General features: G+C 45.4%; 13 protein-coding genes. 2 read left to right on the top strand and 11 right to left on the bottom strand.

Annotation, left to right across the window (positions count from 1 at the left end):
* Nucleotides 1-5: 5 nt before the first annotated feature.
* From Q9R25_RS11165 to Q9R25_RS11145, 5 genes are all read right to left on the bottom strand, one after another.
* Nucleotides 6-734, bottom strand: a complete 729-nt coding sequence (locus Q9R25_RS11165) for a GntR family transcriptional regulator (RefSeq protein ID WP_074035076.1) — start codon at nucleotides 732-734, stop codon at nucleotides 6-8.
* A 79-nt stretch (nucleotides 735-813) separates the two neighbouring features.
* The gene (locus Q9R25_RS11160; RefSeq protein ID WP_396136461.1) at nucleotides 814-2,238 is read right to left on the bottom strand and encodes a glycoside hydrolase family 1 protein; all 1,425 of its coding nucleotides are present in this window, start codon (nucleotides 2,236-2,238) and stop codon (nucleotides 814-816) included.
* Between the two features lie 37 nt (nucleotides 2,239-2,275).
* Nucleotides 2,276-3,583 (bottom strand): PTS cellobiose transporter subunit IIC, encoded by a 1,308-nt coding sequence (celB, locus tag Q9R25_RS11155; RefSeq protein ID WP_041918122.1) that lies wholly within the window; start codon nucleotides 3,581-3,583, stop codon nucleotides 2,276-2,278.
* A 23-nt stretch (nucleotides 3,584-3,606) separates the two neighbouring features.
* Complete coding sequence (locus Q9R25_RS11150; protein ID WP_041917964.1) at nucleotides 3,607-3,951, bottom strand: PTS sugar transporter subunit IIA; 345 nt, start codon at nucleotides 3,949-3,951, stop codon at nucleotides 3,607-3,609.
* A gap of 5 nt (nucleotides 3,952-3,956) precedes the next feature.
* Nucleotides 3,957-4,253 carry a PTS sugar transporter subunit IIB gene (locus Q9R25_RS11145; RefSeq protein ID WP_015880368.1) on the bottom strand — a complete coding sequence of 99 codons (297 nt, stop codon included), beginning with the start codon at nucleotides 4,251-4,253 and terminating at the stop codon, nucleotides 3,957-3,959.
* A gap of 134 nt (nucleotides 4,254-4,387) precedes the next feature.
* Here Q9R25_RS11145 and manA point away from each other — a divergent pair, with 134 nt between their 5' ends.
* Together manA and Q9R25_RS11135 are read left to right on the top strand one after the other, a co-directional pair.
* The gene (gene manA / locus Q9R25_RS11140) at nucleotides 4,388-6,175 is read left to right on the top strand and encodes a mannose-6-phosphate isomerase, class I (protein ID WP_311283172.1); all 1,788 of its coding nucleotides are present in this window, start codon (nucleotides 4,388-4,390) and stop codon (nucleotides 6,173-6,175) included.
* A 188-nt stretch (nucleotides 6,176-6,363) separates the two neighbouring features.
* The gene (locus Q9R25_RS11135) at nucleotides 6,364-6,801 is read left to right on the top strand and encodes a hypothetical protein (RefSeq protein WP_047795794.1); all 438 of its coding nucleotides are present in this window, start codon (nucleotides 6,364-6,366) and stop codon (nucleotides 6,799-6,801) included.
* A gap of 111 nt (nucleotides 6,802-6,912) precedes the next feature.
* Here the strand turns inward: Q9R25_RS11135 and Q9R25_RS11130 are convergent, their stop codons facing one another.
* From Q9R25_RS11130 to Q9R25_RS11105, 6 genes are all read right to left on the bottom strand, one after another.
* Entirely contained in the window at nucleotides 6,913-8,358 is a 1,446-nt protein-coding gene (locus Q9R25_RS11130) for a glycoside hydrolase family 1 protein (protein WP_074035082.1), read from the bottom strand.
* Nucleotides 8,359-8,374: 16 nt separating this feature from the next.
* A complete protein-coding gene (locus tag Q9R25_RS11125) occupies nucleotides 8,375-10,225 on the bottom strand; it encodes a beta-glucoside-specific PTS transporter subunit IIABC (protein ID WP_074035084.1) in 1,851 nt (616 codons plus the stop codon).
* Between the two features lie 102 nt (nucleotides 10,226-10,327).
* Nucleotides 10,328-11,179: a BglG family transcription antiterminator LicT gene (licT, locus tag Q9R25_RS11120; RefSeq protein ID WP_074035086.1), complete on the bottom strand. Its 852-nt coding sequence runs from the start codon at nucleotides 11,177-11,179 to the stop codon at nucleotides 10,328-10,330.
* Between the two features lie 213 nt (nucleotides 11,180-11,392).
* A complete protein-coding gene (locus Q9R25_RS11115; RefSeq protein WP_208606721.1) occupies nucleotides 11,393-12,136 on the bottom strand; it encodes an AAA family ATPase in 744 nt (247 codons plus the stop codon).
* Entirely contained in the window at nucleotides 12,127-13,395 is a 1,269-nt protein-coding gene (locus tag Q9R25_RS11110; protein ID WP_311283171.1) for a sensor histidine kinase, read from the bottom strand. Before Q9R25_RS11110 ends, Q9R25_RS11115 begins: the two co-directional genes overlap by 10 nt.
* The gene (locus tag Q9R25_RS11105; RefSeq protein WP_078146057.1) at nucleotides 13,392-14,042 is read right to left on the bottom strand and encodes a response regulator transcription factor; all 651 of its coding nucleotides are present in this window, start codon (nucleotides 14,040-14,042) and stop codon (nucleotides 13,392-13,394) included. Before Q9R25_RS11105 ends, Q9R25_RS11110 begins: the two co-directional genes overlap by 4 nt.
* Nucleotides 14,043-14,180 lie beyond the last annotated feature (138 nt).

Genomic DNA, 14,180 nt, shown 5'->3' with positions numbered 1-14,180 from the left:
GACTTTTACTTCACAATATTGACCGATGAAAACACAAATTTATCGTATCGATGACGGGCAAACGAATACTCGAACGGTTTCCCGTTACTTAAATAGACCACTTGCTCGACTTCGATAATCGGTTCAGTGATATCATTCTTCAAGTAAGCTTGATCGTACTCATCCGGTTTATCTGCTCGAATCACTTTATGCGAGCTTGTAATCGTATAACCAAGATCTTCTTGAATATACGCGTACACGGATTTTTCCAAAATTTCACGTGTGATTCCTGTAATGAGGTTAGCAACCATGTACGTCAATTCGATGACATATGGCTCATCGTCTACGTAACGCACACGACGTATTTCATAGACTGGTTCTGTCAGCTCAATCATGAGATGATTGGCGACTTCCTGACACGGAAACTTCACCTCAAAATTCAGGACTTCACTTCGTAACGAGCGATCTCCGATTACTTGAGTCAGCCCTCTCGTTTCTTTACTAATCACGTTGATGCGATCTTTTTGGAAGCTCGACTGTAAAATGAATGTTCCTTTGCCACGTTTACGATAAATCAGTCCTTCCATGACGAGAATCTCAAGCGCACGTTTCATCGTCATTCGGCTCACCCCAAACTCTTGGGCCAAATGGATTTCATCAGGTAATGCATGTTCTAGCGGATAAACGTGTTCAATAATTCTTTTACGAATTTCATCAGCAATGGTTTCATATTTCGGTTTTTTCTTAGTAGACATATAGCACCTCATGTATAGACATATATGTACAATATATCAAAAAAAGCTGACAAAGAGTAGTCTTTGTCAGCTTACTTCATTATTCTGTAAAACCATTAGCGTCAATCAACTGTTTAAACCAGTGCCCTGATTTTTTTACAGTACGTTGTTGCGTATCTAAGTCAATGCCTACAAATCCATAGCGATTTTTATAAGCATTGCTCCATGACCAATTGTCCATGAACGTCCAAAGATGATAGCCTTTTACGTTCGAACCCTCTTCAATCGCTTGATGCATCCATTTCAGATGTTCGCGAATGAAATCAATTCGATAATCGTCTTGGACACTTCCGTTCTCGTCACGATAACGCTCTTCACCCTCGACCCCCATTCCATTCTCTGAAATGAAGCAAGGAATATTACCATAGTTTTCTTTTAGATTGATTAATATATCATAGATTCCTTTTTCGTAAATTTCCCATCCACGATATGGATTCATTTTACGTCCAGGCATCTCATAAAAATCAAATAAGTTTTCCGGTAAGAATGGTGCGTCCGGATTCGGCAGTGATGCTTTTGCTTTCACGCGACGCGGCTGGTAATAGTTGATGCCAAGCAGGTCGACTGTATGTTTTCGAATGAGTTCAAGATCGCCTGTTTCCATCTGTGGCATCGCATCTTCAGACTTCAGTACTTCTACTAGTTCTTGAGGGAACGTGCCTAAAACAGATGGATCGAGGAACGAACGATTGAACATCGCATCAGCAATGCGCGCTGCGCTCAAATCAGCTGGGTGCTGACTTCTCGGATATGAGGGTGTCAGATTTAAGATGATCCCGATTTGCCCAGATTGTCCCATGTCACGATACGCTTCGATTGCCTTCGCACTCGATAAGATCGAGTGGTACGCTACTTGGACAGCTCGCTTGAAATCAACAACGTTTGGATAATGAAAATCATATAAATATCCACCCTCTACCGGTACAATCGGTTCATTATGCGTGAACCACTTCTCGACGCGGTCACCAAACAACTCAAAGCATGTCTTCGCAAAGGTGACATATGCCTCCACGACTTCCCGTGATTCCCAACCACCTTGTTCTTGAAGCGCCATCGGCATATCGAAGTGATACAGATTGATGAACGGTTCGATACCATGATCGATTAAGCAATTGATGACATTGTTATAAAATGTGATTGCCTCTTCATTTACTTCCCCGACACCCTTTGGAAAAAGACGTGACCATGAAATGGAGAAACGGAACGTGTTATGCCCGAGTTTTTTCATCAATGCGATATCTTCTTCATACAAATGATAGAAGTTTGAGGCCTCTGTTGCGCTCACGCCATTGAAAAAGCGATTCGGCTCTTGCATGTACCAGTAATCCCAGATGTTCAATCCTTTTCCACCTTCAAAAGCAGCACCTTCCATCTGTGTAGCAGAAGAAGCCGTTCCCCACCAAAAGTCTGTCGGAAATTGATAGGTCTTTTGCTCTTTCATTCGTGTTTGTGTCGGGTTCGTCATCTTTTATCTCTCCCTTATTTCTATTTTCTCTATTTGTTTACACTGCTTCTTGTTTATCTGTTGATTCTTCTAACTCTTTTTTCAAGTTCATGCGGTCGATAAATTTCAAGAACGGGAACCAAATCGCCAAAATAATGAAGAAGTTCACGATTTGAAGAAGACCTCCGGCAAGCGAGTTCGTCGCCATGATACCACTCAAGAACATTGGGACAGTCCATGGAACAGCGACACCCGTTGGTGGTGGGACTAAGCCTGTCGACATCGCGAAATATGTGACCGTTACCGTCACGAGCGGTGCGACAATCCAAGGAATCATGATGAGCGGGTTCATAACGATTGGAAGTCCGAAGATGACCGGCTCGTTTACGTTGAATAGTCCAGGTCCGAGGGATAGTTTCCCGATTTGTTTCAACTGTTTCGATTTCAAGAACAACAAGATAGCCACGACGACAGCAAGTGTAGATCCGGAACCACCAAGCCCTACCGTGTAAATTTCAATGAACTGTTTACTGATAATGTTCGGAACATCTCCAGTCGAGGTATAAGCCGTCAAGTTCTCCACAGATAATGTGTTCCAAATCGGGTCCATCACCGAGTTGACGATGACCTGACCGTGAAGTCCGAAGAACCAAAATAGCTGAACGAAGAAGATTGCAATCAACGTTGGAATGAGACCATTCCCCAATGTCACAAGTGGTTGCTGAACGACGTTGAAAATGACGTCATGAAGATTCGTATTGAATAAGTTCGTCACGATGATGTTGAATGTTAAAAATACAGTCAAGGTTAATAATGCAGGAACAAGTGCTGAGAATGATTTCGCAACAGCTGGCGGTACTCCATCCGGCATCTTAATCGTCCAGTTCTTTTGAACGACAAATCGATAAATCTCACCGGACAGGAATCCGGTAATCATCGCAAGGAACATCCCTTTCGCTCCAAGGCGATCCAACGGAAGGACATTCCCGACTGCCTCTGACATACCGTCAACTTCAATCAAGAAAGGCGTTAAGAGAAGGAAAGACACGAGCGAGATCGCTCCTCCGAAGACAGCCTCGACTTGATAACTTTTCGATAGATAATACCCGATACCGAAGACGACAAAGATAGACATAATCCCCATCGTTGCAGATGGTGCGTTTCCGAGTGATGTTTTAAATACACTGAGTGTACTCTCGGACATGAAACGGTCGAGGAACGGCAGGTTTGCAATGACGACGATGATTGACCCAAACATGGTAATCGGGAAAGCGAGCATGAATGCATCTCGCAATACTTGTAAATAGCGACTGTTGTTTAAATAGGTCGCCATCGGCATGAGCAGTTTACTGATCATGTTGAACATCTTATTGTCCTGTGACATATGATTCACCCTTCTTGATTAGGATTTACAATCTTTTGTTCGACCATTTCGACCAAACCCGCTGTCAAATCAAGCATTGTTTGCGTAGACATTAAATGGTCCTCTGCATGAAGAAGCAATAAAGAGACGTCTGTTTTTTCTCCATTCGCTTCTCTTTGGATTTGTGAAAAGTGTGTTTGATGTGCTTCTTTTAATTGTCCACGTGCCTCATCAATCTTTTCTTCGAACGTTTCATAAGAACTCGTTTTATACAGTTGAATCGCTTCCTGAATCGTACTTCTCGCATTGCCACTGTGCAAAATCATCATGAATGCCATTTGCTCCAAGGTTAACTCGTCTACCTGTTCCACGTTGTTCACCCCATTAATTTCATCGCTTGTTCGTATGCAGCTTTTCCATTCGCCGTGCCGTATGCCATCATATCGATCACTTCAATCGGTGTTGATGTTTGCGCTTTCAATTTATCCAACAAGAAACGCATTTGTGGACCAATCAAAATCACATCTGCCTCGTCCATCTCGGTTACGACCTGATCTTGACCGACTGCCCAAATCTTCGCCTCATCCCCGATTGATGTGGCATGATCTTTCATCTTCGTTACGAGTAAACTCGTCGACATCCCTGAACTACACGCTAATAAGATTTTCTTCATGTGTCCTCACTCCTTATTTGAAATCGGTTACATGTTTTATTATACACATGATTTATTTCATGTCTATACTTGATTTAAACTTTGTTTAGTTTTTAAATTCATAAGTGTATATCAAATTAACAGGAGGACAGGATATGAGCGCTATTCTTTTAAAACCACACTATCAACAGCGACTTTGGGGAGGGGAGCGTCTGAAGCAATTTGGTTTCGATTTCAATGACCCTTCGATCGGTGAAGCTTGGACGGCTTCTGCATTAGAAAAAGGTAGTTCAGCCGTTGCTTCCGGACCCTACGTTGGTCTTTCTTTGCGTGAACTCTATCAACAATATCCAGAGTTGTTTCAAATTAAAGCGGACGTGTTTCCGCTACTGATTAAATGGATTGATGCGAACGATGATTTGTCTATTCAAGTTCATCCTGATGATTCGTTAGCGGAACAACTCGAAAACGAATCATATGGAAAAAATGAATGTTGGTATATTCTCGATGCTCCAGCAAATGCGACACTCATTTACGGTCACTCCTATGCCACCTCAGAAGACTTCAACAAAGCGCTTGAAACAGGCGATTTGGAACACGGCTTGATACGAAAATCGATTCATGCCGGTGATTTTTTCTATGTCCCAGCTGGAACGGTCCATGCATTGACAAAAGGGGTATGCGTACTGGAAATTCAACAAAGTTCGGACACAACCTATCGTCTATACGATTACGAGCGACTGGATGTGACGACCGGTCGTCCACGTGAACTTCACGTAGAAAAGGGCATTCTCGCTTCTTTCGTTCCTCACCTTGGCTATAGTGAACCAATCCGTCAACTCGATCACTTTCGAACACGTTTGACGAAGAATCCATTCTTCTTCGTGGAAAAATGGCATGTTACAGCGAAAGAAAAGATTTCGACCGACACGTTCCGGTTACTATCTGTCGTGCAAGGAACATTAATCGTTGATGAGATGGAAGTACCTACGGGAGGTACACTCCTTCTCCCGGCCAATGAGTCGTTCTTGATTGAGGGAGAAGCGATTTGTCTAGTGACTGGTGTTCCTTCCGATGAAAAACAAGCTGTCCGAATCGGGATTGATTTAGGAGGGACGAACACTCGGATTGCTGCTGTTTCACTCAAAGGTGAAGTACTGAAACAACTCACGTTTAACACGCAGCCTCAACTTCCTTTCGAAGAGACACTACAATCTATTGAGACTGCGATTCATCAATTCAATGTTGAATTCGATATCCGGCATGTTGGAATTGTGGCTCCCGGTCCACTCGATTTGAAACAAGGGATGTTTTTAACGCCTCCAAACCTCCCGAATTGGCACAATCAAAAAATCGTTGAGCCTTTAACACAGCGCCTCGGCTTTTCTGTCACCCTTGAAAACGATGCGAATGCAGCAGCTCTCGCAGAAGCTAAATTTGGAGCAGGAAAAGGATTCGATGCTGTTTTTTATGTAACAGTCAGCACTGGAATCGGTGGCGGTTATGTCTATAAACATCAAATCATTCGAGGGGCGAACGGCAGTGCCGGTGAAATCGGAAATATGATTATCCGTTCGAACGGACCAGTTCACCCTGTACTGAATCGAGGCTCTCTCGAATCACTCGCAAGTGGTACCGCGCTCATGAGTCGCGCAAGCGAAAAAGGATATACAAACGTCCCTTCGCTATTATCAGATGACGAGTACCGCCATCACTTCGTCGAGGAACTGGCTAGCGGACTAGCTAACATCATTCATACTGTCGATCCTGATGTGATTGTATTAGGAGGCGGCGTCATGATGTCGGCCTCATTATTTTGGCACGAATTACAACAAGCAGTCTCGAATAAAATGTATCCACATGCTAGTGGAAAAACGCGTCTCTGCCTCACTCAATTGTCAGGAGATGCGGGTGTGATCGGCGCTGCCTTTGTCGAAGCATAATGAGGTTTGAAAAAAAACGGACATTCATCGTGAATGTCCGTTTTTTTGTATACAGAAATGTGAAATAAATCAAAATTATACTTTGCGAATCATCTACAGTTTCTTTTCTAGATTGAGTTAGATTCGTTTACTTTAGCGTGGTAACGTGAAATGATAATGATAACAACTCTTTAAAGTGAGGTGACGGTGTGTCTACCACAGAGCACGAACAAGCGACATCTATTTTGCATCACCTCTTTACCGCCTCTTCTTTTGTCGGAATCGATTTCGGTTCTGGTCCGAACCATCATCTTCTCTATTTCAGTCGTCAAGGACTGGAATCTTGGATCTCCATTGAGGGACCGTGGCATGTCCATGCGACGCAAAATACGTTTGACGAAGGTGAACAACTCGAACAGCTCATGCGCTTAAGAAGAGAGCGCATCCATCAAGTACGCCTCGGTGACGAACACCCCCACCTCGAACTGGAATTTGAATCCGGATCCCTTCTCTTCATCAATGGATATCAAGAACACTTTGAGTGCTGGCAAGCAGGGGACGCGAGACCACTTGGTGGAGACGCCTATCTGTTGGTCGCGATGCCACAAGGGGAGCTCGCAATCTTTGCGGATGGAGACGACGAATGAACACTTGGATGGAAATTATCTTGTATATGTTGATTGCTGGGGGCATTAGTCTCGCGATCATCTTATTGCGAAAAATCACGAAAGCATGAAAAAGCGGCCGAGGCCGCTTTTTCATTTGACTGATTCTTCTTCGTATAAGCTCGCACCTTGTGAACGAATCACCTCTTGATACCAGAAGAACGACTCTTTCCGTTTTCGTTCTAACGTACCGGTACCGTCGTCATGTCGATCCACGTAAATGAAACCATACCGTTTGCTGTACTCACCTGTCGAGGCACTCACTAAATCGATACACCCCCAACTCGTGTATCCCATCACTTCGACTCCATCGTCGATTGCATCCATCATCCCTTTCAAGTGATCACGTAAGTAATCGATGCGATAGTCATCATGAATCGTTCCGTCCGACTCAATTTTGTCATAAGCACCTAGCCCGTTTTCAACGATGAATAATGGGAGCTCATAACGCTCATATAACTTGTTCAAGATGACGCGGAGTCCTGTCGGATCAATTTCCCATCCCCAGTCACTCGCCTGTAAGTATGGATTCTTGACCCCGCTCATAATATTACCTTCCGCCTCATCCTGACCTTTTTCAGCCTTTTCAGTGCGCGACATGTAGTAACTGAGTGAGAAGAAGTCGACAGTATTCTCTTTGAGGATATCAAGGTCGCCATCTTCCATAGCGAGTTCAATGCCATTGTCTCGGAAGAATCGTTTCGCAAAGCTCGGATATTTGCCGCGTACATGGACGTCTCCGCAGAAGAAGTTCATCATCCGTTCTGCATCGTGAGCATACCAAACATCATCCGGGTTTGAACTATACGGATAAACCGGAGCCGCAATGAGCATACATCCGATTTGCATCGATGGGTCAATCTCTCTGGCCGCCTTTGTCGCAAGGGCACTTGCGACCAGTTGGTGATGCAATCCTTGATAGGTGAGCTGTAACGTATTCTCTTCTTCCCGAACCGCAATCCCTAGACTGAGCATCGGCATGAACTGTGCCCCGTTGATTTCGTTGAACGTCAACCAGTATTTGACCTTCCCTTTATAACGTTCGAACAAGACACGACTGTATCGTTCAAAGTATGTGACTAAGCGACGGTCTCGCCATCCCCCATAATGCTTCGCAAGATGTAGGGGCATCTCATAGTGGGAGATGGTCACGAGTGGTTCAATGCCTTGGGCGACTAATTCATCGATCACACGATCATAGAATTGGAGTCCCTCCTCATTCGGTTCCACTTCATCTCCGTTCGGGAAAATTCGTGACCACGCAATTGACATGCGGAACGTCTTGAATCCCATTTCCTTAAAGAGGGCAATATCTTCTTTATAACGATGATAGAAGTCGATTCCTTCATGGTTCGGGTATGAATACTCTTCATGTAATTCAAAATCAAACGTCGGATCATGGATAATCTTCATTCGCTGTTTTCCGCCTGGCATCACGTCAGCAATCGAAAGTCCTTTACCACCTTCTTGATAACCACCTTCTAACTGATTGGCCGCAGTAGCCCCGCCCCATAGAAATTCACTTGATACTTGTTTCATACTGTCTCCTCCTTTGTTATACAATGACACGCAATACGCCATGATTGGCTTCAACCACACCTGTGTAAACCGGTAAGACATCGAGATAATGTTCGGTGTTTGTTACGATAATCGGGGTGATGGTGTCATACCCTTCACGAGCGATGGCATCTATATCGAATCGGACGAGCAGTTCTCCTTCTGTCACTTTCTGACCGTCCGTAACGACCGTTTCAAAATACTGTCCATTTAGCTTGACCGTATCTAATCCAATGTGAATCAATACTTCCACACCTGTATCAGATCGAAGACCGATTGCATGCTTCGATGGATAGACCGTGACGATTTCTCCGTCAAACGGTGCATATACCGCGCCTTCTGAAGGCATAATCGCAATCCCTTTCCCCATCGCCCCGCTTGAGAACACTTCATCACGAACCGTTTCAAGCGACACGACTTCTCCTTTCAATGGAGCCGATACAGGAAAGCCGACTTGTTCAGAGATTGATTGTACAACCACTTTTTCTGTCGACTCGACGGTCGTTTCTTCTTTGTGGAAGACCATCGTCAAGACGAGAGCGACTACTGTTGCAACCGCCATTCCGATAAATGCTCCATAGAAGGCTAAATCGACACCCGTTGGAGGAATCATGACTGGGATGCTAAAGATTCCGAGGCCTCCCATCGCATAAGCCGCCGTACCGAACAAACCTCCTACGACACCACCAGCCGCTCCACCCACAACCCCAAACACAAATGGTTTTTTACGGGGAAGCGTCAAGCCATAGATAGCCGGCTCCGTAATTCCAAACACACCTGCAATCGTGGAAGATGTTCCTAACCCTTTCACTTTCGGATTTTTGGCTTTTAAGGTAATCGCTAGAACTGCCCCTACTTGACCGAACGTGGCCATCAATACACCGACAACAATCGTATCCGTACCGACAACCGATAAGTTATTGATGATAATTGGTACAAGTCCCCAATGGAGACCGAACATGACAAGCACTTGCCAGAACGCACCGATGAACGCGATGGCGATGGTTGGGCTCAACTCATACAAGAACGAGTAACCATTCGCTAAACCTTGACTCGCATACGTCGCAACCGGTCCAATTGCTAAAAACGTCAACGGGACAACGAGTAACAACGCCATCATCGGTGTTGTGAAGTTTCGTACAGCTTCATGCGTATGACGGTTAAAGAATGTTTCGACTTTTGAAGAAACGTATGTCGCCAAAATAATCGGGATAACCGAAGACGCATAACTCATTAAGACGACAGGCACATTGAGGAACGTCAAGGCCTCCCCTGCTCCTTGAATGGCCACAATCGATGGATAGACAAGCGCCCCACCGATAATCATCCCAATATACGGGTTCCCACCAAATTTCTTAGCCGCCGAATGTCCTAAGATCACGGGTAGGAAGTAAAATAGTGCATCCGCCGCGGCATTCAAGACGACATATGTGCCCATTTCTTCTGTCAATAATCCAAACGCGACAAGGATGGCGAGTAACCCTTTCAACAGACCACTACCTGCCATCGGTCCGAGAATCGGCGTAAAGATTCCAGCAATCACATCAATCAATCGGTTGAATACTCCTGATTTTTCTTCATCATCAGTCGAAGATGTCTGGAAACCACCAACATCGACAACCTCTTTGTAGACGTATGGTACATTGTTCCCGATGACGACTTGAAATTGTCCTCCACTTTGAACGACCGTGATGATGCCATCTTGTTCCTTCAGCGTAGTCGCATTTGCCTTTGATTCATCTTTTAATTTGAAACGCAGTCGTGTCGCACAGTGAAAGACACTTTTGACGTTATCTTTCCCACCGACATGCTGCACAATCGTCTCTGCCAGTTGTTTATATTGGTCCATCTTGTTCACTCCTCATGTTTTTGGATAAAAAGAAAAACCTAAATCACTACACAAATAAAGGTGTAGTCATTTAGGTTTGGCCTGCGTCATCAGTAACCATCCTTAGGATCGACGTTCTTTCATTAAGTTTTCGATATGAATCATCATATACAGCCGTTCGTCCATCGATACATCATAACGATATTTCGTCGCGATCAATCCAGCGATTTTTTCAACGCATTCGAACGCTTCCGGATATCTCTGCTTCACCATCAAGAACAAGGTTTCGTCACCTGTGGACTTGACCTTTTCCCCCGATGCGAGGCGCTGCACAAAGTACTTTAAATGAGTCAAAAATCGAGAATAGGCGTATGACTCTTCATCCAGCTCGATTTGAAAATGATACGTGATAATGGTCAAAATGGCTTGGGTGGCTTTTGTCATCTCCGTTACGAGATGCAGGTTTTCACCTTTCACACCAGACATCGTCGCATTGACGAGATGTAAGGCAATCGCAACGGCCTCATCTTCATCCAGGTTGACCTCGTGTTGCGCATTGATCAATTTTACCGCTTCTTTGCCGACAGCGAACTCCGGAGCATAAAATCGTTTCACTTCCCAAACGAGAGGGTTACGAATCTGGATTCCATCCTGATACCGACTAAGCGCGAAATGAAGGTGGTCCGCTAGCGTCACGTAGAGCGAATCATGAATAGGTTGTTTTAATCGCTCTTCGGCTAATCTGACAATCTGTTTCACCGTCTCCATCTCATCCGTCGGCATTTCATTTAAAAAGTGAACGAAACGCTCATAACTTTCTTTACTCTCGAGCGTAAAGATTTTTTCGATTCGCGTCTGGTCAATCGGATCGCCTGGCCGTTTTTGAAATGCAATCCCGCGCCCCATCACGACCTGTTCTTGACCGTTCGCATCAATTGCTACGACGTTATTATTGAACACTTTTGAAATCTGCATGGTCTCCTCACCTCACTCTCATTCGACTGAACTAAAAAGAAAAAAACCTAAATTCACACCAACGTCCAACATACAGTCGTGGCGTCAATTTAGGTTTTGCCTGCATCACCAGTAACAATCCTAAAGTGGATTTTCTTCTTTTCGATATAAGCATACTCCCTATAAATCTTGACGTCAACATAAAAAGTAAACCGCTTACATCGTGACCGTTTTTTACTCTTCAAACAAGATTCGCTGCATCCGTTCCGGTGCCTGTAAATAGTCACGCATCACCCTCACGTGCTCGAGTTCGTCAAACGACGTCGGGGAGAGTCCCGTTTCCACTTGTAAAATCATCGCACCCGGATACGACATCAAGATGGGTGAATGACTCGCGATGATAAATTGACTTCCGGACTGGACAAGTTCATGCATGCGTGCGAGCATCGTCAGTTGGCGCATCGGAGACAATGCGGCCTCCGGCTCATCCAAAATGTAAAGCCCTTCTCCACGAAATCGGTGCAACATGAGGGAGAGAAACGCTTCCCCATGCGACTGTTCATGAAGAGAACGTCCGCCGTATGATTCATAAAACCGCTCAGGATCTCGTCCTAATTTCGCCATCTCATCCACATAACTCGATAGCTGGTATGCCGTCTCGGCGCGTAAGAAAAAGCCATCCTTTGGTCGATATGGTCCTCGAATCGGACGCAACGCCTCATACAACGAGCTATGTGTCGACTCTGTTTCGAATTGGAAGGACGGCGCCCCGCCTTCCGGATTGAATCCGGCCGCCACCGCCATCCCTTCAATCAACGTCGATTTCCCACTCCCGTTCTCTCCAACAAGAAACGTGACAGGATGATGAAACGTCAGTTCATCGAGTGTCTGAAAGATTGGTAACGAGTACGGATAACCCGTTGAATGAATGCGTTCCCTCTCTAACCGTACCCCACGCAAAAATAAAGTCATGTCCATTCGATCCAAAACGTCGCCCCCTTATCTGAATCGACCCCGTAAGAAAGTCCTTGTGCGTCAAGAAGTAATTTCGTGATAGCGAGACCTAAACCATGGCCGTTGGAGCGATCCCCTTTCACATACATATCCCATATCGCATGCTGAATGGAAGGATCAACCCCGTTTCCTTCGTCGGTCACTTCTAATCGCTTCGGGGTTAGAGTGATGGTGATTCTTCCCCCGACAGGGCTCGCCTCATACGCATTGCTTATGAAATTCGAGAGCACTCGTTCCATCGCCAATCGATCAGCTTGGATTGATACCGTTTCGAGTCGGAGGTCGAGTGTCACGTCTTTTTGTCGGAACCACTCAGACATGCGTGGCGTCAACCGACGAACCAATTCATCCAGTTGAATCGATTCCATTTCAAGGGGAATCGAACCTGCGGACAATTTAGAGTATTCGAGCATCTGATTGACGAGTCGGTCAATCCGGTCCACTTCCTCGGTAATGCTTTTACCGGTTGTGGCCATCTCTGTTTCATGGACGACACCGAGCTCTAATAGTTCCGCCTCGTTTCGAACGATAGCGAGCGGTGTACGCACATCGTGTGTGACCCCAGAGATAAATGATTTTTGAAGCGCCTCTTTTTCTTGAAGTGATGTGTTCATCTGTCCGATGGTGACGGTCAAATCCCCAATCTCATCGTTCGTCACGCTCGGCAAGCTAATATCGTGTCGCCCCTCCATAATGGATGCGGTCGCTTGTTTCAACTCGACGAGCGGTTGCGTGAGCCGACGACTCATCCAATACGTGACAGCGATTGCGACAAGTAGGGCCAGAATAAACCCACCCGCTAAGATGAGGTAGATTTGCTGGAATTGTGGATTTGAAAACGGAACGGGACTATATGTCACGATTTGAATGTCCCCTTCTTCTTTCAGATACGTCAAGAAGCGGGTACCATTTACACCCACTTCGTCCTGAATCGCTAAATCATTCGGATCGAGGTTGATTGGCATCATGCGATGCATCCGTCCGCCTCGTTCGAACTCGATACGCTGCCCATTTTGAAATACAAGCACGTCAAGTTGCCCTGGGATTCCACGGCCCTCTTGAATGGCTTCATACACAATCGCCGCCTCGCGCTCCAATTGTGCGTACGTCTCCTCTTCTGCGAAGCGTCCAATCAATAATGACGTGAGTCCGAATGTTAAAAGTGCCATCACTGCAAGTGGTAGAATGGCCGTCCAAAGTAACTTCTTCATTAATCGATTCATGACAGTTCCTCTAATCGATAACCGACCCGGTGCACCGTCTTCAACTGTTCTTTCAAGGTCGGCGATTTGTCACGCAGTTGTTTAATGTGGGTGTCGACCGTTCGTGTATCTCCGACGAATGCGTAGTCCCACACCTCATCGAGCAAACGGTTCCGGTCTAACGCCTCCCCGACATGTTTCCAAAGATACAGTAACAACTCATACTCTTTGTTCGTTAATCGAAGCGGATGTCCGTTCTCTTGTACCATTCTCGATTTGACGTCGATGGTGAGCGTTCCAAATTGAATCATATCGGTTTGTTTGACGAGACGTTTCAGTCGAATCTCCAACTCTTTTAAAACGATGGGTTTGACTAAATAATCGTCTGCGCCAAGTTCCAATCCGAACACGCGATCATCCGCCTCACCACGAGCCGTCGTCAGGATAATAGCAGGTGCGGGCTGTTGCGCTTTTAATGTCGGAATCAAGGTCCAACCTTCTCCGTCAGGGAGTCGAACATCCAATAAAACTGCATCAAACCGTTGATGCAACTGTTGTTTCGCCTCACTCAAAGTCATCGCCACGGTCACCTCAAATCCGGAATATGTTAAAAAGCGGGACATGCCGTCCGCCAGTTTTAGTTCATCTTCCACAACGAGTACGTTCATCTCATATCGCCTCCACATCCATTATATCGTACCCATCAAACGTCCCACCGTTTCCCAAAGACAATTTGCAGAAATCTTGCAACTCCCTCACAACTTCCGAAGCGTTCAGTCCTACAATTGAAGTAACAAAGGAGGAGA

The sequence above is a fragment of the Exiguobacterium sp. BG5(2022) genome, from assembly GCF_031844365.1.
GTDB classification, from domain to species: Bacteria; Bacillota; Bacilli; order Exiguobacteriales; family Exiguobacteriaceae; genus Exiguobacterium; species Exiguobacterium profundum.
This window is presented reverse-complemented; position numbering and strand designations above follow the sequence as displayed.